The organism is Streptomyces carpinensis, from assembly GCF_002154505.1.
GTDB lineage: Bacteria > Actinomycetota > Actinomycetes > Streptomycetales > Streptomycetaceae > Streptomyces > Streptomyces carpinensis.
This window is the reverse complement of sequence record NZ_MUBM01000170.1, coordinates 1-20,541: the sequence shown is the minus strand read 5'-3', so window position 1 is coordinate 20,541 and position 20,541 is coordinate 1. Positions and strand designations below refer to the sequence as shown.

The window sequence follows — 20,541 nt, the reverse complement described above, 5'->3', positions numbered from 1 at the left end:
GACTGGCCGACTGGCCGACTGGCCGACCGCCAGGATCACGGCCACCGGGCCGGTACAGGAGAAGAGGAAGCCCGACGAAGCCGTTGGCGAGTTCGAGGCGTCCGAAGGCACGTGGATGAGCCGCGACCGCGGCGGGCTGGAGGCGGGTGGTCACCGATGAGGCTCCTGTTGTTCGGCGGCGCGGGCCGCGAGCTCGGTCCGGCTGCGCAGGCCGTACTTCGCGTAGATACGGGTCAGGTGGAATTGCACGGTCTTCGGCGAGATGAACAGCCGCGCCGCAACCTCGCGGTTGGACAGCCCCGAGGCGACCATCTGGGCGACGGTCTCCTCCTGTGGAGTCAGCTCCCCGGGCGTCCGCGGGCCCTGTGGCGCGCGGACTCCGCCGGCTCGCAGCTCACGATCCGCGGCCTCGACGCGGGTCCGTGCACCGAGTGCGTCCCAGAGGTCGCGGGCGGTGGCGAGCATGACCTCGGCGTCGCGGCGCTGGCCGGCTCGCCGCAGAGTCTGCCCGTAGACGAAGGTGACGCGGGCCTGCTCGTAGCGCAGCGGCAATCCGTCGAGCTGGGCCAGGGCGGCGTCGAAGGATCCTCGGGCCTGGTTGAGCTCCCCTCGGGCCCCGTGCCACCGGCCGCGCGCAGCGGCAAGACGGGCTTGTGCGGAGTGGTGACTCTCCTCGGCCGCGCGCCGCTCGTGCGGGGCGAGCAGCTGGTCCGCTTCGTCGAGACGCCCATCGGTGATGAGCGCTCCCGCCAGCGTGTCGGCCCACGGCCAGATGCCGGGCTCGGTGAGCGAGCTGCCGGGCCGGGCCTGGGCGAACGGCGCCAGGATGCGGCGTACGCCGGCGTAGTCGCTGCGCGCCTCGGCCAGGTGGGCGCGGGCCAGCAGCGTCGGCACCCGCATGATCTCGTACCCCTGGGCCTCGGCCTCGGCGGCACGGGCAGCCTCGGAGGCGGACTCCCACTCGCCCCGCAGCACATGGATCTCGGCAGCGGACCACTCCAGCAGGGGCGTGACCAGCACGATCCCCGACCTCGCGGCCAGTAGGCGTCCGCGGGCGACCGAGGCCATGGCCAGGTCCCACTCGCCGGTCAGGAACTGCACTCGGGCGAGCCAGCCCAGAGCCCACAGCGAGATCCGTGTCGAGCCACCGAGAACCCACGGATCGGTGACGCCCTCGAGACGGCTGCGAGCCTCGTCCGGATCGTCGTTCAGGACGCCGAGCCAGCCGTGGCCCATCTGCACCCGCTGTGCCTGGGCGCCGTGCCGTACCGTGCTCGCCAGGGCGCTGTACGCCGTCTGTGCTTCGGCGAACCGGCCGGACACGGCGAAGCCGAGCCCTCGGATGGCGGCCGCCTCGATGCCCGCGCCCGAGTCGGGCCCGGCCAGCTCGATGGCGCGGTCGGCCCAGTCGATCAGGTCGGCGCCTCGGCATTGAGCCAGTGAGTGCAGCACATGCCGTTGCGCGATCAGCGCCGCGGTGGCCGGGTCCCGTGTCGCGTTGACGATCTCCCACGCCCGCCTGAGTCGCACCTCGGCCTCGTTGGCTCGACCTCGCACGATCGCGAGATACGCCAGTGCGGCATTGCGCAGCGGGGTCTCCCGCATGCCCTCCACCGTCGAGACGAGTGCGCTCGCACCGGCACAGTCGCCTGCGGCAACGAGTGCGTCGACCGATCGGATCAGCCGTTCGTCCCTGGGCGCCGGGTCCGAGGTGAGTCTGCTGGCATCCCGGAACAGGTCCGCGGCCTGCGCCCAGGCGCCGTCCTCACCACGCTGGATCGCCAGCACGGTGATCCGCTCGGCCAGATCGTCGTCGGGGACCGGCGTCGCGGCGGCCAGATGGCGCATCTGGGCGACCGGGTCGGTCACGATCTGCGCGGCACGTCGATGCGCCTCGGCCGCGTCACGCGCCCCCATGGTCTCCAGCACCGCCGTCGCGGTCAACGGTGTGCGCCACCGAGGCTCGTGGATCGGCCGGGGATCGATCAGGCCGCTGCTGCGCAGGTCGTCGAGCGCGGCGAGCGGATCCTCGAGGGCACCCAGCGCCGCGGCGTGTCCGAGCTCCGCGCCCGGGCCCAGGACGGCGAGCGCCTCGGCGAGCGCGCGTCCCGCAGGCCCGGCATCAGCCAGGGCGCGCGTCACCTCGACACGGACGTGCCCAGGCGCCGGCAGCTCCCGGTCGGGGCGGATCCACCGCGCCGGCGGCAGCTCGTCGAGCAGCGCGAGCGCGTCCCGTGAGTTCCCGTCGGTGTGACGCGTGAGCGCGGCCGCCATGCTCGGGGGGAGCATGCGCCCGCGCAGCGCGGCGAGCTCGACGATGGCCGACGCCTCCAGCCCTTCGATGCGGAGCGCGTCGTCGGCCAGTTCGCTCAGCCGTGGTGCACCGTGCGTGGCCGAGAGCACGATCAGCACTGGTATCTCGGGGTGGCGGTGCCGTACCGAGCGGAGGGCATCGAGCGAGAGGTCGTCGGCCAGGTCGGCATCGTCGACAACGATCAGCGTGGGCTGCTCCCCCAGCCCGGCTGCCAGGCGGTCGGCAGCGTGGCTGGGGTGGAGCGGAGGCTCCCGGCGCAGGAGCTGCCGCAGGACGGCGCCCGCCTCGTGCCGTTCCCAGGCCACGGCCTGGGCATGGCGGGTCGGAGCGCCGGTCGTGCTGACGAACGTCCGGAGCAGCGCTGTCTTGCCGATCCCCCGGTCACCGAGGACGAGCACCGCTGCCGCTCCCGATGTGCGGGTGGCGGCCAGTCGCTGCTCGAGCTCGGCGAGCTCGTGCTCGCGTCCGACGCATCCGGCTCGTTCGATGATCACTGTCACCCCTGGACGCAATGCCGTTGTTTTATGCCGTGTCCCTGGGATCAGGCGATGAAGTCGCGGCTCATCCGAGGTCGCCGCCCGCGACCGGCAGCACGGTCCCGGTGATGTAGGCGGCCTCGTCCGAGGCGAGGAAGCAGATCGCCGCGGCCTGCTCGTCCAGTGTCCCGTAGCGGTGCAGAAGCGACGACTCCAGTGTCTGGTCGATGTGGGCCTGGAACCACGCCTGCTCCACTGGGTTCGTGGGCTGAGGGGTGCCCCGGGAGATGCGTCGCGGCGGGGCGTCGGTGCCGCCGGGCGCCGTCGCCACGACGCGCACCCCCGCGTCGGCGTACTCCATGGCGAGCGAGGCGGTGATCGCGTTGATGCCGCCCTTCGCCGCGGAGTACGGGATCCGGTGGATGCCTCGGGTGGCCGCCGATGAGACGTTGACGATCACGCCGTGGCCCGCTGCGACCATGGCGGGGAGCGCCGCGCGACAGGCGTAGAGCGTGGTCATCATGGAGCGGGTGACCTCGGCGTCGATCTCGGGGGCGCTGAACTCGACGAACGGCTTGAAGTTGATCGCGCCGCCGACGTTGTTGATCAGCACGTCGATCCGCCCGTACGCCGCCAGCGTCTCGCGCACCACAGCGGCCGCACCGTCGTACTGCTCGAGGTCGGCGCAGACCGCGCGAGCAGGGACCCCGGTGGCGGCGAGGTCGGCGGTGACCTCGCGGACCAGCTCCGAGCGGTCGACCAGCACCAGCTGTCCGCCCTCGGCGCCGATCCGCCGAGCGACCGCCTCGCCGATGCCCTGGGCGGCGCCGGTCACGATGACAACCCTGCCGGTGAAGCGGCCGGGAGCGATGAACCGCGGCGTGGTGCTCGCGACGCGGTCGGACATCGCGCGGCGCATGGTCTGCTTGGACCGCTCGGCGTGCGCGGCGATCAGCGTCCGGGCCTGCCCGCGGTCGCCGGCCTCGAAGGCCGCGACGATGTCCAGGTGGTCTTGGGCGCAATGGGGGTGGCACCAGGTCGCCTCGCGCAGCACCTCCTCCATCCGGGCCTTCACCCCCAGCGCCTGGTAGGCCTGTAGTAGATGGGCGTTGCCGGTCAGGGCGAGCAGGTAGTCGTGGAAAGCGGCGTTCGTCTCGGTGTAGCGGTGCGGGTCGGTGAACCGCGCACGCGCTGTGTCGACGTACGGCACCGTGGACTCGGCCAGGAGCCGGTAGCCGGCCAGCTGCTGTGAGGTGAGCCGGCCGATGGTGAGTTCGAGCGCGCCGAGTTCCAGCGCCTCGCGCGCCTCGAAGAGGGCGTCGGAAGCCTGGATGTCGGGGTGCTCCTCTCCGATCTGGTAGCCGTCCTCGGCGATGGTGGTCGGGGCCTGCTCCTCGATCGCGGCGAAGACCTGCTGACCGGTCACCGTCCGCGCGTCCGCGTCCGGCAGGAGCGCGCCGTCGACGTCGAGCGCCGTCCGCGCCTGGTCCGCCGCGGCCCCGGCCGACGGCGGTGCGACCAGCTGGCCGGCGATCCGCCGGACCGTGTCGTCAGGGCCGTCGGCAGGCACCGCCTCTGAGGCGATGGTGGCCGCAAGGGGTGCCAGCGCCGTCGCCGGAAGGATCTCCTGGCCGGCGTGGCCGCGGGCGTCGGGCGAGAGCAGCAGCTGCTCGCAGGGCGCGACGCCCACCGGCTCCACGGCGCGCGGCGGGCTCGTCTCGGCGGTCGTGGCCGTCGCGGCCAGCGCGAACTTCTCGTAGTAGAAGCCGGACGGCTCGATGCCGGCCTCGGCCACGTGAGTACGCACCGACTCCACCATCGGGGGCGGGCCGCACAGATAGACGGCCGCGGCACCGTCGTGCAGATGGTCAGGGCTGAGCAGCGCGGTCACATAGCCCTGGTTGCGGGCGGTGGTGGCCGGATCGGAGACGCAGTGGTCCCAGGTGAAGTGCGGCAGCGCGGCGGCCAGTTCGCGGAGCTCGTCGAGCTTGACCACGTCGGTGTCGCTGGACACGCCGTAGATGAGGTGGAGCGTGCGGGGCGAGTCCTCGAGGCGGAGCTTGCGCAGCATGGAGAGGATCGGCGCCAGGCCGGTGCCGCCTGCGAGGAGCACCGCGGGACGGTCTGCCTCCCGCAGGAAGAACGAGCCGTGCGGACCGGTCAGGGTGAGCTGGTCGCCGACGGCGGCACGCTGGTCGAGCCACTCGGACATGACGCCGCCCGGGGTGAGCTTGACCAGGAAGGTCAGCCGCTCCTCGCTCGGCGCGTTGCTGAAGGAGTAGGACCGTGTGACGTCCGTGCCGGGCACGGCCACGTTGACGTACTGCCCGGGAAGGAAGGCGAGATCGGCCCGGTTCGGGAGGTCCACCGAGAGCTCGATCGTGGTGGCGCTGAGCCGGTCGATGCCCGCGACGGTGCCGGTGTAGGCGGCGGCGCTGGTCTTGGCCACCTCGCTGGTGCTGTTGATCTGCAGCACGAGGTCGGTGCTCGGTCGCAGCTGGCACGGCAGCACATAGCGCTGTGCGGCCTCGTCGGCGGACAGAGCGTCGTCGATGTAGATGCCGTGCTCGTACTCACCTGCTTCGCAGAACGCCTTGCACGTTCCACAGGCACCGTCGCGGCAGTCGAGCGGGATGTTGATGCGCTGGCGGTACGACGCGTCCGCGACCGTCTGGTCCGCGCGACAAGTGATGAACCGGGTGACCCCGTCCTCGAAAGCGAGCGCGACCTGATGGGTCGCCGCCTCGCGGGATGCCTCGAGCCTGGTGGACGTCATGGGGACCTCAGAAGTGATACACGTCGACGACGTGGTGGATGTAGTCGTTCTTCAAGATCACGGTCTTGCGACGGATCAGCGGCTGCTCGCCGGAGAAGTCCATGGTGTAGAACGACGTGCCGTAGTACGGGTCGACGGTGTTGTAGCGGAAGTACATCGTGTGCCAGTTGAAGCGCACGTCGACCACATCACCGCGGCGCTCGATCACCTCGACGTTGCTGATGTTGTGCGAGGTCCGCGGCTCGGGGAGCGACGTCGCCGACGAGCGCTCGGTGCGGATGCGGAAGACCCGGTCCTCCAGACCGCCCTTGTTGGCGTAGTAGATCAGCGACATCTCGGTCTGCGGATCCTCGGTGAGCCGGTCGTCGTCGGCCCAACAGGGCATCCAGTAGACGACGTCGTCGGCGTAGCAGGCCAGCCACTTCTCGAACTCGCGGTCGTCGAGGTAGCGGGCTTCGCGGTAGAGGAACTGCTCGATGGCGTTCTGCGTGATCAGCCTGGCCTCGGCGGGTGCGGACCCGGTCGGTGGTGTGGTCATCTCAGTTCTCCCTACCTTGTTGATCGGGATGAGCGAGCCATTCGTAGGGTTGGCTCACCCAGGGGGGCCGGGTGTGGCTTTCAGTTCTCTGCCGATCGTGGCTGCTGAGGATTCGCCGCCCGGCCCCCACGACGACTCGGCTGCTCATCAGGAATTGCGGCACTGATCGCTCTGTAGGGACTCGACAGCGAGGTCGTCTGTGGTGCACGACAGCAAGCAACCCGTGGAGAGACGAGTGACAGCGATCTGGGCCGGCATCGACGCCGGCAAGACCCATCACCACGCAGTGGTGATCGACGACACCGGCAAACGCCTGCTGTCCCGCCGCGTGGCCAACGATGAAACGGAACTGCTCCAGCTCATGGCCGATGTCCTTGCGCTGGGCGAGGTTACGGCCTGGGGCATCGACCTGGCTGACGGCGGCGCCGCCCTCGTGATCGCGATCCTGCTCAACCATGGGCAGCACCTGCTCTACATCCCCGGCCGCTCCGTCAACCGGGCCTCCGAGGGATACCGCGGCGACGGCAAGACCGACGCCAAGGACGCCGCGGTCATCGCCGACCAGGCTCGTGTCCGCCGCGACCTGATGCCCCTGCGGCCCGACGATGAACGGGTCACCGAACTCAAGGTCCTGACCGGCCGCCGCCGTGACCTGTCGGACGACAAGACCCGCACCGTCAACCGACTCCGCGGCCATCTCACCGGGATCTTCCCCGGCCTGGAACGCGAACTCGACCTCGCCAACGTCGCTCCACTGGTGCTGCTGACCGGCTACCAGTCCCCGGCCGCCATCCGCCGCACCGGTGCGCGCCGGCTGACCACCTGGCTGCGCAACCGCAAGGTCATACGCCCTGACCAGCTCGCGGCCAAGGCTGTCCAGGCCGCCGAAGGACAGCACACCGCCGTCCCCGGAGAGAAGATCACTGCCCAGGTCGTGCACTCGCTCGCTAAGGAGGTGATGGCCCTCAACGAGAAGATCGCCGAGATCGACAAGCTCATCGAGGGTCGGTTTCGCGAGCACCGGCACGCCGAAGTGATCAGCAGCCTGCCCGGCATCGGCCCCCTGCTCGGCGCCGAGTTCATCGCGGCCACCGGCGGTGACATGGACATCTTTGAGAACGCCGACCGCCTCGCCGGCTTCGCCGGGGTCGCTCCCGCGGCCCGGGACTCGGGCAGGATCAGCCGGCCCAAGCGATACAGCCGACGCCTCCAACGCGTCTTCTACACCTCGGCGTTGATCAGCATCCGCTGCTGCGACGAGTCCCGTCGCTTCTATGACCGAAAGCGCGCCGAAGGCAAACGACACGTCCAAGCGGTCCTCGCGCTCGCCCGCCGACGAGTCAACGTCCCGTGGGCACTGCTGCGCGACGGACGGTGCTACAGCCTCACACCACCAGTCACCCTCGCAGCTTGACAACTCCATTAGGAATCCTCCTCGGCGGCGACGGCGGCGCGCATCGTCTCGAGCCAGTAGCTGTGCTGAACCGGGTAGAGGCCCTCGTCCTCGTTGCGTTTGCCGGCCGAGACGACGCCCGGCATGTCGAGCGCGGTCGCGACCTCGTCAGGGCCTGAGACCCAGTGCTCGGCGCCGCGGCTCATGTCGTTCCACGGGGCTACGGTGGCGCGGAAGGTCAGCTGGCAGGAGCGGAACTCCTCGAGATCGTCCGGGGTCGCCATGCCGGAGGCGTTGAAGAAGTCCTCGTACTGCCGGATCCGCCAGGCCCGCGACTCGGCGCTCTCCCCCTTCGGGGCGATGCAGTAGATGGTGACCTCGGTCTTGTCCGGCGCGATCGGGCGGAAGTGGCGGATCTGGGTGGAGAACTGGTCCATCAGATACACGTTGGGATAGACGCAGAGGTTGCGGGAGCCCTTCACCATGAACTCGCCCTTGGCCTCGCCGTAGGTCTGCTTCAGCTGCTCCATCCGGTCCCACAGAGGCCGGTCCTGGGGGTTGGCCGCCCAGGTCCACAGGCACAGGTGGCCGTTCGGGTAGGACCAGTAGCCGCCTCCGGACTTGCCCCAGCTGCCGGCGTCCAGGGTCTTGGTGGCGTTCGTCGACTCGCCCGTGTCGCGGCGCGAGGTGGTGGCCGCGTAGTTCCAGTGCGTGGCGGTGACGTGGTAGCCGTCGGCACCGTTCTCGGCCTGGACCTTCCAGTTGCCGTCGTAGGTGTAGGTGGAGGAGCCCCGGAGCACCTCCAGGCCGTCCGGCGACTGGTCGACCAGCATGTCGATGACCTTCGTCGCGTCGCCCAGGTGCTCGGAGAGCTCCACGACGTCGGGGTTGAGGCTGCCGAACAGGAAGCCCCGGTAGGAGTCGAAGCGGGCGACCTTGGTGAGGTTGTGCGAGCCGTCGGTGTCGAAGCTGTCCGGGTAGCCGGCGCCGTCCGGGTCCTTGACCTTGAGCAGGGCGCCGTCGTTGCGGAACGTCCAGCCGTGGAAGGGACAGGTCAGCGTGGTGCGGTTGTCGGTCTTCCTGCGGCACAGCATGGCGCCGCGGTGCGCACAGGCGTTGATCAGCAGGTGCAGCCGGCCGTCCTTGTCACGGGTGATCACGACGGGCTGCCGGCCCATGTACGTCGTGACGTAGTCGCCCGGCTCGGGGACCTGGCTCTCGTGCGCGAGGTAGATCCAGTTGCCCTCGAAGATGTGCTTCATCTCCAGCTCGAAGAGCTCGTCATCGGTGAAGATCTGCCGGTTGGCGCGGATGACACCCGCCTCCCGGTCATCGACGACAGCCTGGTCCAACAACTCGCTGACGCGGCGGTACGGGCCGATGCGACGCTCCTGCAACTCGGTCATGGTGCCCTCCAGGAAATCGATGGCATCGACCGTCGCATCACTATGGCGAGCCTCGTACCCGGTAAATGCCTAGTCCTGACCTAGCACTCCATTAATAAGCAGCCACTCTTAATCGAGTCGAAACATGTCTTTGCCCCCTATGGATTGCCCGACCTAGTGTGACGGGCACGACTTGGCGTCACTGGGACTCCAGCCGATCTGCCGACCTGAGGACGGGCGTCATGGACCTGCGGCACCTGCGCTACTTCACCGCCGTGGCCGAGACCTGCCACTTCGGGCGTGCCGCAGAGCGCCTCCACGTCGCCCAGCCCGCGCTCTCGCAGGCGATCCGTCAGCTGGAGACCGAACTCGGCGTCACGCTGTTCAACCGCACCACGCGACAGGTCTCGCTCACCCCTGCCGGTGAGTTCCTCCAGACCGAGGTGGCCCGCATCCTGGGCGCCCTGGACGACAGCCTGCGCGGCGTACGGCGGATCGCGGCCGGACGGCACGGCCTGCTGCGCCTGGGCCTGACCGGCACGTCGTCGTTCTCGCATCTGCCCCGGATCGCCCGGCTGCTCAAGCGCGAGCTGCCCGGTGTGGCGCTGGAGATCCACGCCGACCTGCTCACCTCCGAGCAGTGCGACGCGCTGCGCGCCGGCACGATCGACCTCGGCCTGCTCCGGCCGCCCGCGGCGGGTGAGGGCATCGAGCTGAGCCTGCTCGACGAAGAGCCGCTGGTCCTGGCCGTGCCCGCCGATCACCGTCTCGTGGCCGAGCCCATCATCGCGATGGCCGACCTGAGCGCCGAGCCGTTCATCCTCTACGACGCCCGCCAGTCGGTGGTCAACGACGCGGTCACGCGCGCCTGCCGTACCGCCGGGTTCGTGCCCCACCGCGAGCACGCGGCACCCGGCACCTCCGTCCTGTTGGCGCTGGTGGCCGCCGGCCTCGGGGTCTCACTCGCCCCGGCCGGCGTCCGCTCCCTCCCCCTGGACGGCGTCGTCTTCCGCGATGTCGCCGACGCGGGCTCGGTGGGCCTCGCGCTGGGGCGCCGCGCCGACGAGGACAACCCGCTCGTCAACGCCGTCGTCGCACTGCTGACCGCCACGTTCGGCGCGGCCTCCGTCCCTACCGAGGAGCCTGCATGAAGATCGTCCGGGTCGAGGCGATCCCGTTCTCCATCCCCTACCTCAAGCCGCTGAAGTTCGCCTCCGGCGAGGTGCACGCGGCCGAGCACGTGCTCGTCCGGGTCCACACCGACGACGGGATCGTCGGCGTCGCCGAGGCACCACCCCGGCCCTTCACCTACGGCGAGACGCAGCAGGGCATCGTGGCGGTCATCGAGAACGTCTTCGCCCCGCAGATCGCCGGCCTGACGCTCCTCCAGCGCGAGGTCGCCCACCAGCGGATGCACCGCACGATCGGCAACCCCACCGCGAAGTCGGCGATCGACATGGCCATCTGGGACGCGCTCGGTCAGACCCTGGGCCAGTCGGTCAGCGACCTGCTCGGCGGCTACACCGACCGGATGCGGGTCAGCCACATGCTCGGCTTCGAGGAGCCGCAGAAGATGGTGGCCGAGGCCGAGCGGATGCGCTCCACGTACGGCATCACCACCTTCAAGGTGAAGGTGGGACGGCACCCGATATCACTCGACACCGCGGTGGTGCGCGCGCTGCGGGAGCACTTCGGTGCCGAGGCGGAGCTGTACGTCGACGGTAACCGCGGCTGGTCGCCGGCGGAGTCGGCCGCAGCGATGCGCGAGATGGCCGACCTCGACCTGCTCTTCGCCGAGGAGCTCTGCCCCGCCGACGACGTCCTGGGCCGCCGCTGGCTGGTCGCTCGGACCGCGGTGCCCACGATCGCCGACGAGTCCGCGACCACGCCCGCCGAGGTCACCCGGGAGATCCTCGGGGGATCGGCGACGGCCATCTCGATCAAGACGGCGCGCACCGGGTTCACCGTCTCTCAGCGCGTGCACCACCTGGCCGAGGGGCTCGGCATCGAGGCCGTCATCGGCAACCAGATCGACGGCCAGCTCGGCACCGCGTGCGCAGTCGCGTTCGCGGCGGCCTACCGCCTGACTTCGCGCCGCGCGGGGGAGCTGTCCAACTTCCTGGACATGAGCGATGACCTGCTCGCCGAGCCGCTCCAGATCCGTGACGGCCGCCTGAGCGTGCCGTCCGGACCCGGCCTCGGCGTCACGATCGACCCCGACAAGCTCGCTCGCTACCGCACCGATGGTCGGGCCTGATCCACTACGGGCCCCCTGGGCCGAGAGAACCAAGCGACAGGAGAAGCACCATGACCTCTGAGGTTGCCAGCGCCGCCGCCTCCGGCGCCAACGCCACCGCGCGCTTCCAGAACGACAAGTCTCCCTACGAGGCGGTCAAGGACGTGCCGAAGGAGCGCGCCGACAAGCTCGCGCGCCGCGTGCTCGAGGCCGTCCACGCCACCATCCGCGAGGAGAACGTCACCTACGCCGAGTACAACGCTCTCAAGGCGTGGCTGATCCAGGTCGGGCTCGACGGCGAGTGGCCGCTCTTCCTGGACGTCTGGGTCGAGCACGTGGTCGAGGAGGTCGCCACCTCCGACCGCCAGGGCAACAAGGGCACCATCGAGGGCCCGTACTACGTCCCGAACTCGCCGGTGATCTCCGACGAGAAGGGTGTCGGCACCGTCCCGATGCGCGAGGGCGAGGGGGGCACGCCGCTCACCTGGACCGGCACCGTCACCGCGGTCGACGGCACCGCCCTGTCCGACGCGAAGGTCGAGATCTGGCACGCCGACGACGACGGCTTCTACAGCCAGTTCGCCCCCAACCTGCCGGAGTGGAACCTGCGTGGCACGAACCACGTCGGCCCCGACGGCTCCTTCGAGATCCACACGGTCCAGCCCGCGCCGTACCAGATCCCGACCGACGGTGCCTGCGGCGCGCTCATCGAGGCGGCCGGGTGGCACGCCTGGCGCCCGGCCCACATCCACGTCAAGGTCTCCGCTCCGGGCTACCAGCTGCTCACCGCGCAGCTCTACTTCCCCGGCGACGCCCACAACGACGACGACATCGCCTCGGCGGTGAAGCCGGAACTGCTGCTCGCCCCGCAGCAGCAGGCCGACGGCTCGGCAACCGTGGCGTACTCCTTCGTCCTCGACCCGGAGGCCTGAGTGCTCTTCCACGTGCGGATGGACGTGCGGATCCCGCACGACCTCGACCCCAAAGTCCGGGCTGCGACCGTCGCCCGGGAGAAGGCGTACTCGCAGGAACTGCAGCGGGCCGGCAAGTGGCCCCACATCTGGCGGATCGTCGGCGAGTACTCGAACTACTCGATCTTCGAGGTCGAGTCGGGCGACGAGCTCCACCAGATCCTGTCCGACCTGCCGCTGTTCCCCTACATGGACATCGCGGTGACGCCGCTGGCGACACACCCGTCCGACATCCACGGATAGCCGTCTGCCACCACGGGGCTGCTCGACCGGAACGACCCGGTCGAGCAGCCCCGCTCCCTTCCACCACCTCCCCCTGCGCCTCGGACGAAAGACACTCTGCATGAGCACCGCCACTCGCTCCACGACACCTCGGATCGCCATCGTCGGCGCCGGCATCGGCGGGCTGACCCTCGCCCTGGAGCTACGCCGCAAGGGGTGGGAGGTACACCTCTACGAACAGGCCGAGGAGCTGCGCGAAGTCGGCGCCGCCGTCGCGCTCTCGGCCAATTCGGTGCGCCATCTGCAAGCGCGGCTCAACCTCACCGAGCCGCTCGCCGCGGCGGCGGCCGACGTGGACGGCCTGGTCCTCCGCTCCGGACGCACCGGCGACGTGGTCGGCCGGGTGCTCTCGCGTGCCGACTACCACCAGCGCTGCGGAGCGCCGTACTACGGCATCCACCGAGCCGACCTTCAGGGGATCCTGCTCGGCGCGCTCGCCGGCCCGGGTGCAGGGAGCGGGGTGGAGGGTCTGCACCTCAAGAAGCGGCTTGTCGACATCGACGACTCCGGCGCGCAGGCCCGTCTCCACTTCGCCGACGGCTCCTCGGCCGAAGCCGATCTCGTGATCGGAGCCGACGGCGCCCGCTCGGCCGTACGCCGCCTCCTGCTCGGCTACGACGACGCGCTGTACTCCGGCTCGTCGGCCTGGCGTGGCATCGTGCCGGCCGACAAGCTCGATCTGCTGCCCGATCCGGAGGCGATCCAGTTCTGGATGGGGCCCGGTGGCCACCTGTTGCACTACCCGATCGGCAACGGTGACCAGAACTTCTTCCTCGTCCAGCGCACACCGGAGCCTTGGTCCGCCTCCAGCTGGGTGACACCGGTCGAGCGCGAGGGCGAACACCTCACCATGTTCGCCGAGTGGCACCCGGCGATCGTGCAGATGATCAGTGCCGTCCCGGTCACCGAGCGCTGGGCGCTCTTTCACCGCCCGCCCCTGGAATCGTGGTCGAAGGGCCGGGTGACCCTGCTCGGCGATGCCGCGCATGCGATGGTCCCCCACCACGGTCAGGGTGCGAACCAGTCGATCGAGGACGCCATCGTCCTCGCCGACTGTCTCCTGGCCGACAGCGACTGGGAGGAGGCCCGCGCACGCTATGAACAGCTACGACATGCCCGGACCCGCCGCGTGCAGACGGCATCGATCACCACAGGCGACGTCCTGCATCTGCCCGACGGTGAGGCGCAGCGCCGACGCGACGCGCGGCTCGCCGCCCCGGACGCGTTCGACCGGCACCTCGCCTGGATCCATGCTTTCCACGCCTCTGGAGAGGCATGAGGGGCTCCCGCGCTCGCCCCGGCCCGGCAGGTCAAGCCACTGCTGCGCCGGGGCACGGTACCCGTCCCGGAGGTGTGTCCGCCGATGCATTGCGCACCGCGCGTACCGTCCGCGGCCGGTACGCGGAGCTGAAGCTGGATCTTGTGGATTCGGTGAACGTCGTCCGAGCCGGACAGTACGAGACGGATACCGTGCGCACCCTCGACAGGCGTGACTTTGGCGCCATCCTCCCGCTGACCCCTCACCCCGCTTTCGGGCTCCTGCCCGACGACCTGCAGGCAGCCTCACCACGCAAGGGAGAAACAGACGCTGCCAGCGGCGGCACCCCTCGCCTCAGCCGCAACCACGAGACACGAGCCGGCGTGTGAGGACAGCAGCGCTGATGCACCGCCGGGCTCCGGGCTCACGCACGGGGCGAAGGACGCGCTGTGCCACAGGATGATCACCTGGCTGCGTCACAGAGGCAGAAGATCCAGGCCCAAGCCGCCGACCGTCTCCGCCGCCCTCATGTTCGCACCCCCGCGCTACGGCGTGATGCGCACCCCGGCGTGCACCCGGGCCGCGCCATCGGGCCCGGGCCTCGCGAGCCGATCCGCCACATCCGCCCATCCGCAGCCTCGAGGCTTCGCGGGAGCCAGTAGTCTGGGCTGGCAGCGTCGGCTTCATTCATCGACCCAGGGGAGGTGTACCGTGACCGCCGAGATGATCGCTCCCGCGTGGATGCACACGCAGATCACCGCAGAGCAGTACGACTCCTGGTCCGAGGAGCAGTGTGCGGGTATCGAGATCGTGGACGGGATGGTCGTCGTGAGTCCGAGCCCGTCCAAACGGCACAACCGCCTCACCCGGATCCTGGCCAACGCCTTGGACGCGGCGGCAGGCCCGGAGTGGAACGCGGACACGGACTTCGACGTCCGGTTGCAGGACGTCCCGCTCACCAACCGCCGCCCGGACGTGACCGTCTACCGGGCGGACAGCATCGACGTCACACCGACCCGCCCCGAGCACGTGCTGCTCGTGGTCGAGGTTGTCTCGCCCGGCTCCGAGACCACCGACCGGATCGTAAAGCTCGAGCAGTACGCTCGAGCGGGCATCGCCTTCTACTGGCGGGTCGAGCAGTCCCCCGGCACGGTTCCGCTGATGTACACCTACCTCCTCGACCCGGCGAGCGGCTCCTACCGCCAGGGCGAGGTGTTCACTGGGACCGTGAAGGCCGGTGCGCCCTTCCCCGTGGAGATCGATCTCGGAGCGCTGTGACGCATCCCGGGCAACCCGGATGCCGGGGAATCCGGAGCTTCCCCCTGAGTGGTGGACCTGCGGCTGCCGCCGCCGTCACTGGGCCACGCCAGCCAACAGCCAGCGACGTACATGCACTTCCAGCAGCACACGCTTGCTTCCGGGGCGGGTGGGAGCGCATACATCCCACCCATATTTCTGCTCGAACGCGGTCACGACCTCGCGGGGGAACTCCTCACGGATCAACGATGCGTCTCCTTCGGCGACGACCGGGAACCGGCCATCCTCCAAAGCCAGGGAGACACGGGGCTCCTTGTGGATATTTCTGACCTTGACGGAGCTGTGATCCGAACCAATCCACCACCTGGAACTCTGGTAGACGAACCAGACGGGCGTGACGTGGGCAGATCCATCCGGACGCACCGTGCACAGCCAGACATTCTTCTCCTCGGCCAAGCGCAGACGGACGGCTGGCCCTGGCTCGTTGGCAAGATCACTCACTCCGGTATCCCACCAACCTGCGTGATGGAACGCATCGGGCAGCGCGTCGGACCATCGCCCTAGGTCTCGCGGCCCAAAAGAAGCGATGCCTTCAGCGGACCAGGCAGCAGGTGTTCCAGCCGCGGCCGTCGCCTATCAGCGCGCCGGACCGTTTCAGGTGGGCCGGGTGGTAGGCAACGGCGTTCTCCACGACGAGTACGTCGACCGGATCGTCGCCGCGAACAGTTGCGGCGGGCCCACCGCGGCAGCCGGCCGGCGGGCACCGGCTGCTTGGGGCATCGGCGGTGAAGCCCTGCGCGGCCGCCCGTGTCCTGTTGCCCACGGCCGAGGAGGTCCTCGCCCTCGGACCTGAGTGGCAGGGCTGACCTGCAGGTGCTGCTCCAGGTGGCGCCGAAGTCGACCACCGTCACCGGCAGCCGCAGGCACGGCCGGACGGGCTGACCGGACCGGGCGGTGACCGCCAGGGCGAGCACGGCCGGCAGGGCTAGGGGCCGGCTTCCTCACACACCTCGATGACCAGCCAGGACGTGGACCTGCGCCAGCCCGGGAGCCCGGGCGCAGCCCGCGCCGCAGGGGGATCACCGGGAAGCCCCGTATATTCCCTGGTCAGTGGCCGCCCGGCGGAACAGAATGGTCCGGCGGCGAACGAATAGGGGGCACGGCGGGCCGAACAAGCCCCGTCGGCCTGTGGGAAGAAGGGTGTTCAGGTGGTGGAAGGAGCGGCGGAACAGTAGTAGTTGGGTTCCGCGACGGATCCGGTGAACGTCCGACACGGAAGGGAACGGTCCGGGTAGCGGCCCGGGGAGGGAGGTACGGCCTTGGCAGAACAACCGGCGATCCCGGATGAGCCGCCCGCAGTCCTCGGACCCCGGCTGATCGGACGGTCGGCGGAACTCGACCGGGCCGTGCGCGCCCTCACCGCAGCCACCCCCGCGGCCGTCCTCATCGAGGGCGAGGCCGACATCGGCAAGACCCGGCTGATCCAGGAGGCGCTGGAGACCCTCGCGCTCGACGGAGTGCTCGTGGCCGGCTGCCTGCCGTTCCGTGAGGCCCTCACCCTCGGTCCCGTCGTGGACGCCGTACGCCAGGCCCACTCTCGGGTGGACGGTCTGGGCCTGTCCGCCCTGGCCGGCGCGCTGCGCCCGCTCTTCCCGGAATGGGCGCACGTCCTGCCGCCCGCGCCCGAACCACTCGACGACGCCGGTGCCGCCCGGTCGGCGGCCAGGTAGCCCCGCCCCAGCTCCAGCGCCCGGTCCAGTATGCCGCGACTCAGGTGGGAGAGATCGTCGTGACCGGCCGGCATGTATCGCCCGGCTACTGGGCGAACGAGGAAGACGACGGTCGAGAAGGAGCGCATCACGTTCTTCGGGGTGTCACGTTTCCGCACATCCACGGTAGGGCTCGTCATCGCCCTTCGCAGGGAGAAGCCCAGCTCGATACAACACCAAGCGGGGCACGATGACCCTCGGATCAAGGCCGTCCGGCCCATCGCCCTCCTGCCGGACGGCGAGGACGATGAAGGTCAAGGGACCTGTCCTGCGGGCCTTGCGACCGGGATCACCCGGGAAGGGAGGCGGAGATGATGTTCTGGTATGGACACGGCATGAACGGCTGGGGCTGGTTCGTGATGTCACTCAGCACGCTGCTGTTCTGGGCGGTGATCATCGGCGTCGGCATCCTTGTCTTCAGGGCTCTGGCCCGTCCCACCCCTCCGAGAACGCAGCAGCACCTCAACTGGCAGGGGACGTCTCCAGGTAGCGGCCCCGAGCAGATCCTGGCCGAGCGGTTCGCTCGCGGCGAGATCGACGAGGATGAGTACCAGCGCCGTATGGCTACGCTGCGAGGATCCTCTCCAGGCGAATCCAAACCTCCTGTCTCCTGAAGGGGCGTAAAGTCCCCGCCGCCTCCGATGCGCCCCGAACTACACGTCTCCCGTCAGTCCGGCTCCATGCGGGGGCGGTGGTGAAAGTGCTTGGCCGATGCCCGCGGACGGACGGCTGCCAGTGCCTGGTCGACCGCGGGTTCCGAGGAGCCACCGGTGTTGGCTGGAACTGGGACGCTGTGCGTGAGCGTAGCGATGATGCCGTACGACATGCCGGTGACTCAGCCAGGGTCGGCGGTGCACCAGTACGCGTCGTCCGGGAGCAGGTCGAGCGCGAGCGCGGCTGTGATGTGATGGGCGACGACCGCCTCGTGTACATGGACCGCGCTCTCGAGCCGGTGCCGTCTTGGTGATGACGTGCTGGATCGTGTGCCGTCCTCAGCCGCGCGTCGCCACGTCCACGCAGCTCAGATCCCATGAGCGACGCGAGAGCGAAGACTGCTGGTGGACCGGCGGACTCCTTGCCGCGCTGCTCAGGCCGAATGGACGAGTGTCTTCCGGCGTGCAGCCGCGGACCAGTGACCGGACGACCTGCCGCAGGGGCCCGACGGCCTTGTCTAGAGGCGTTCACACGCCTCGTGACGCGTCCGCTGAGGGCGGGCCCGGCGGTTCTTCGAGGACGCTCCAGGCGATCGGTCCCAGGAGGTCGGCCAGCCGTTGGAAGACGTCCACGGTCAGCACCCCCACAACTCGGTGCTTGTCCAGAATGGGAAGGCGGCGTACCCCGAAGCGGCGGAAGAGCCGATATGCCACGTGGACGTCGTCTTCGGCACCCACCGTGATGACATTCTCCGACATCACGGCTTCCACGAGAGACCCCGGTTCCAGGTCGGCGCCGAGCCCACGCACGGCAAGGTCGCGGTCGGTGACGATGCCGCGTAGTACCCCGTCCTCGACGACGAGCACCGAACCAACCCCCTGGGCGGCCATCTGCTGGGCTGCCTCCGCCACCGACGCCCGAGGCGGGACGGCAACGGCCGGAGTGCTCATCGCCTCGGAGACCCTCATACCTTCTCCTCAGCGCGGGCTGTAGGTCAGGCAGTCCGCGGCTTCCTGGCCGGGACCAACGGCAATGCCCCGGGCTTGGCACTCAAGCTTGACGGTGTACCGGCAATGGGCCATTTTGCATGCTCCGACCTGCGCGGTGGCGGCCGGATCACCGCCTTTGAACGAGGTGATGAAATACGTGTCGCACTGAGCGCGCGGGGGCCGCTGGAGGTGATGGCCCGTGCGTGGCACGCGTTGCCGACGTTGTAAGAGCACGTGTCCACCGCGCACTCGCTGATGTAAGGCGTGTCCATGAAGCCTCCTGGTATCCGGGCCAGGCCCAGGGGCCGACAGCAGTGGTGGACCCGCGGGGCGGGCGATTCACGCCAGCGCGTACCGCACAGCCCAGCGCAGCGCCGCGTACGACGACGGCGAACCGTCCACATGCGGCCCACGTACCGGTCGACTTCGAACTGCGGGGCTGTCCCATCGACCGCCGCCAGCGCCAGGCGGGAGACGTTCACATCGCCGCCCGCCTTCGCGCCCACCAGGATGGCGAAGTCGATCGTGTCGATCGCCCGGTTCGGGTCGCTCTTCACAAGGTCCACCGCGACCTTCGCGAGGACCTCGGCGGCCTTGGACTTCAGTTCACCGGAGACGTCCCCGGTGACACCCAGGCACGCCTCAGTAGTCTTTGCCATGCGTCAGCTCCATCTGACGTGGGCCCTCGGTCGGCGTTTCTCAGGCCCCGACCGGGGGCCGCTTCGTACCAGGAGGCGGTTCCGGCTACCTCCTGTGCGGGGTACCCTACACACCGAGTTCCGTGGAGGGTACCCCGCACAGGCGGGTCGTCGGGCCGTCAGGGTTCCGAAAGGGTGATCGTGGGCGAGGAAGACCCTCAGCTAGAGGAGGAGGTGCAGCGAGTACTGGACGCGATCGATGAGCTTGGCTCGCCAGACGTCCCTGCTGCGGAGCGGGCGAAGCGCCTTACGCAACTGCTCGATGAGTGGCCGGATGCCCATAGTCGGGTGCGCGCCATGCGCCAAGCCGCCATGAAGGAGCTTCAGGACGGCGGCCTGTCCCTCCGTGCAATCTCGGCTGAAACCGGCGTCAGCTTCGGCCGCGTCCGGGAGATCATCCAGGGCGTCACCAAGCGCACCAAGGAGAAGGGCGGCACCAGCCAGGGCGAGGCCAGCTGAGCCGCTGCGGCCCGAGGCAGCAGGAAGCCCCCCGTCGCTGCGCGGTGACGGGGGGCTTCTGCATGGCACCGACGCTGCTCAGTCGTCGATTGCGGCGCTTTCCCGAAGGCTGTCGAGACTGAGGGTAGCAGGGCGCTCGCTCAGCGTGCGGGTCGATGTGATCTTGCGCTACGGTCCTGGCTAGTGGCTCGTCACGCAGCCTTGGCCGGGTAATCGGTCCATGATCGGATCGGTGAGTCAGGCGCGAAGTTCGTCTTCGGTTCCGCGCGGGTGTTGTGCCAGCGGACGTAGGCGGCGATGGCGGCGTTCTGTTCGTCGTGGCTGCGGTGGTCAGTCCCGTTGAGTGCGAAGTAGCGCAGAGCCGCGAACTCGGCCTCGATCCAATTCAGCCAGGAGCCGTAGGTCGGCAGGAAGACCAACTCGATGTCGTTGTCGGCCGTCCAGGTGCGGACCTTGGCGTGCTTGTGCGGGGAGAAGTTGTCCAGCACCACATACAACTTCTGACCGGGCCAGCGGGCGCGCAGGGCCTTGAGGAGGTCGAGGAACTCGCGCCACCGCTTGCGCGGGCGAATGCGGTAGTACAGCTTGCCGGTGGCCAGATCGAGGGCAGCGAGCATCTGCCGCACGCCGCCGTAGCGGTTGTAGGTGGCCCGCAGCCTGCGCGGACGCCTCACCGGCCCCCACGCCTTGCCCTTGCGGGGCATCAGGTTCAGCGGCCCGAACTCATCGACGCATATCACCCGCCCGTCGGCGGGCGGGGTGTCGTACAGCGCCAGGACGCGGTGCATCTTGGCGATGAAGTCGGGGTCGGTGGACGCCTTCCACGTGGTGGTGGTCTTCCAGGAGATCTTGCCGGCGCGCAGGATCCGGCGCAGGGTCTCCCGGCTGATGGCCGCGGTCACCTTCTGTTTGATGAGGTGGTCAGCGAGCTTGCTCAGGCTCCAGGTGGAGAACGCCGTGATCTTCCAGTCGGCGGGGGACGTCCGGGCGATCAGGCAGATGTGCTCGCGCACCGGGTCACTGATCGTCTTGGGGCGTCCCCCGCTCCATTTTGGGTCCAGTGCGTCCAGCCCCCTCTCGTTGAAG

Annotated in this window: 20 protein-coding genes; 11 read left to right on the top strand and 9 right to left on the bottom strand. The window is 69.5% G+C overall.

Annotated elements, in window-relative coordinates:
* Positions 1-150: 150 nt before the first annotated feature.
* The 3 genes from BZY54_RS22695 to benB all read right to left on the bottom strand — a co-directional run bounded on the left by BZY54_RS22695 (position 151) and on the right by benB (position 6,104).
* Positions 151-2,814, bottom strand: a complete 2,664-nt coding sequence (locus tag BZY54_RS22695; RefSeq protein ID WP_086727177.1) for a helix-turn-helix transcriptional regulator — start codon at positions 2,812-2,814, stop codon at positions 151-153.
* 61 nt (positions 2,815-2,875) lie between these two features.
* On the bottom strand, positions 2,876-5,566 hold the full coding sequence (gene benC, locus BZY54_RS53440; RefSeq protein WP_086727176.1) for a benzoate 1,2-dioxygenase electron transfer component BenC: 2,691 nt from the start codon (positions 5,564-5,566) through the stop codon (positions 2,876-2,878).
* Between the two features lie 7 nt (positions 5,567-5,573).
* A complete protein-coding gene (gene benB / locus BZY54_RS22685) occupies positions 5,574-6,104 on the bottom strand; it encodes a benzoate 1,2-dioxygenase small subunit (protein WP_086727175.1) in 531 nt (176 codons plus the stop codon).
* A 235-nt stretch (positions 6,105-6,339) separates the two neighbouring features.
* On the opposite strand from benB, the gene BZY54_RS22680 reads away from it, so the two are divergent.
* Positions 6,340-7,518, top strand: coding sequence for an IS110 family RNA-guided transposase (locus BZY54_RS22680; RefSeq protein ID WP_086727174.1), 1,179 nt, complete (start codon positions 6,340-6,342; stop codon positions 7,516-7,518).
* 8 nt (positions 7,519-7,526) lie between these two features.
* Here the strand turns inward: BZY54_RS22680 and benA are convergent, their stop codons facing one another.
* Positions 7,527-8,903 carry a benzoate 1,2-dioxygenase large subunit gene (benA, locus tag BZY54_RS22675; RefSeq protein WP_086727173.1) on the bottom strand — a complete coding sequence of 459 codons (1,377 nt, stop codon included), beginning with the start codon at positions 8,901-8,903 and terminating at the stop codon, positions 7,527-7,529.
* 221 nt (positions 8,904-9,124) lie between these two features.
* Between benA and BZY54_RS22670 the strand changes: the two genes are divergently transcribed.
* From BZY54_RS22670 to BZY54_RS22645, 7 genes are all read left to right on the top strand, one after another.
* Positions 9,125-10,033 (top strand): LysR substrate-binding domain-containing protein, encoded by a 909-nt coding sequence (locus BZY54_RS22670; RefSeq protein ID WP_086727172.1) that lies wholly within the window; start codon positions 9,125-9,127, stop codon positions 10,031-10,033.
* Positions 10,030-11,139 carry a mandelate racemase/muconate lactonizing enzyme family protein gene (locus tag BZY54_RS22665; protein ID WP_086727171.1) on the top strand — a complete coding sequence of 370 codons (1,110 nt, stop codon included), beginning with the start codon at positions 10,030-10,032 and terminating at the stop codon, positions 11,137-11,139. Before BZY54_RS22670 ends, BZY54_RS22665 begins: the two co-directional genes overlap by 4 nt.
* Positions 11,140-11,189: 50 nt before the next feature.
* The gene (catA, locus tag BZY54_RS22660) at positions 11,190-12,050 is read left to right on the top strand and encodes a catechol 1,2-dioxygenase (RefSeq protein ID WP_086727170.1); all 861 of its coding nucleotides are present in this window, start codon (positions 11,190-11,192) and stop codon (positions 12,048-12,050) included.
* Positions 12,051-12,332 carry a muconolactone Delta-isomerase gene (gene catC, locus BZY54_RS22655; protein ID WP_030178745.1) on the top strand — a complete coding sequence of 94 codons (282 nt, stop codon included), beginning with the start codon at positions 12,051-12,053 and terminating at the stop codon, positions 12,330-12,332.
* Positions 12,333-12,432: 100 nt separating this feature from the next.
* Positions 12,433-13,650, top strand: coding sequence for an FAD-dependent monooxygenase (locus BZY54_RS22650; RefSeq protein WP_086727169.1), 1,218 nt, complete (start codon positions 12,433-12,435; stop codon positions 13,648-13,650).
* 74 nt (positions 13,651-13,724) lie between these two features.
* A complete protein-coding gene (locus tag BZY54_RS50320) occupies positions 13,725-14,018 on the top strand; it encodes a PIN domain-containing protein (RefSeq protein ID WP_143668095.1) in 294 nt (97 codons plus the stop codon).
* Between the two features lie 322 nt (positions 14,019-14,340).
* On the top strand, positions 14,341-14,907 hold the full coding sequence (locus BZY54_RS22645; RefSeq protein ID WP_086727168.1) for a Uma2 family endonuclease: 567 nt from the start codon (positions 14,341-14,343) through the stop codon (positions 14,905-14,907).
* 75 nt (positions 14,908-14,982) lie between these two features.
* Here the strand turns inward: BZY54_RS22645 and BZY54_RS22640 are convergent, their stop codons facing one another.
* The gene (locus tag BZY54_RS22640) at positions 14,983-15,387 is read right to left on the bottom strand and encodes a pyridoxamine 5'-phosphate oxidase family protein (RefSeq protein WP_086727167.1); all 405 of its coding nucleotides are present in this window, start codon (positions 15,385-15,387) and stop codon (positions 14,983-14,985) included.
* 91 nt (positions 15,388-15,478) lie between these two features.
* On the bottom strand, positions 15,479-15,709 hold the full coding sequence (locus tag BZY54_RS22635) for a hypothetical protein (protein WP_086727166.1): 231 nt from the start codon (positions 15,707-15,709) through the stop codon (positions 15,479-15,481).
* Positions 15,710-16,205: 496 nt separating this feature from the next.
* On the opposite strand from BZY54_RS22635, the gene BZY54_RS22630 reads away from it, so the two are divergent.
* Together BZY54_RS22630 and BZY54_RS22625 are read left to right on the top strand one after the other, a co-directional pair.
* Positions 16,206-16,616, top strand: a complete 411-nt coding sequence (locus BZY54_RS22630; protein ID WP_086727165.1) for an AAA family ATPase — start codon at positions 16,206-16,208, stop codon at positions 16,614-16,616.
* Positions 16,617-16,966: 350 nt separating this feature from the next.
* The gene (locus BZY54_RS22625; RefSeq protein WP_086727164.1) at positions 16,967-17,269 is read left to right on the top strand and encodes an SHOCT domain-containing protein; all 303 of its coding nucleotides are present in this window, start codon (positions 16,967-16,969) and stop codon (positions 17,267-17,269) included.
* Positions 17,270-17,836: 567 nt separating this feature from the next.
* Here the strand turns inward: BZY54_RS22625 and BZY54_RS22620 are convergent.
* Together BZY54_RS22620 and BZY54_RS52290 are read right to left on the bottom strand one after the other, a co-directional pair.
* Complete coding sequence (locus BZY54_RS22620) at positions 17,837-18,277, bottom strand: CBS domain-containing protein (protein ID WP_086727163.1); 441 nt, start codon at positions 18,275-18,277, stop codon at positions 17,837-17,839.
* A gap of 26 nt (positions 18,278-18,303) precedes the next feature.
* Positions 18,304-18,957: a DUF1540 domain-containing protein gene (locus tag BZY54_RS52290; protein ID WP_208640725.1), complete on the bottom strand. Its 654-nt coding sequence runs from the start codon at positions 18,955-18,957 to the stop codon at positions 18,304-18,306.
* A 174-nt stretch (positions 18,958-19,131) separates the two neighbouring features.
* Between BZY54_RS52290 and BZY54_RS50970 the strand changes: the two genes are divergently transcribed.
* Positions 19,132-19,455: a hypothetical protein gene (locus BZY54_RS50970; protein ID WP_086727162.1), complete on the top strand. Its 324-nt coding sequence runs from the start codon at positions 19,132-19,134 to the stop codon at positions 19,453-19,455.
* Between the two features lie 191 nt (positions 19,456-19,646).
* On the opposite strand, the gene BZY54_RS22605 is transcribed toward BZY54_RS50970, so the two are convergent.
* The coding region (locus BZY54_RS22605) for an IS630 family transposase (protein ID WP_107419775.1) at positions 19,647-20,541 on the bottom strand (895 nt) is incomplete at its 5' end.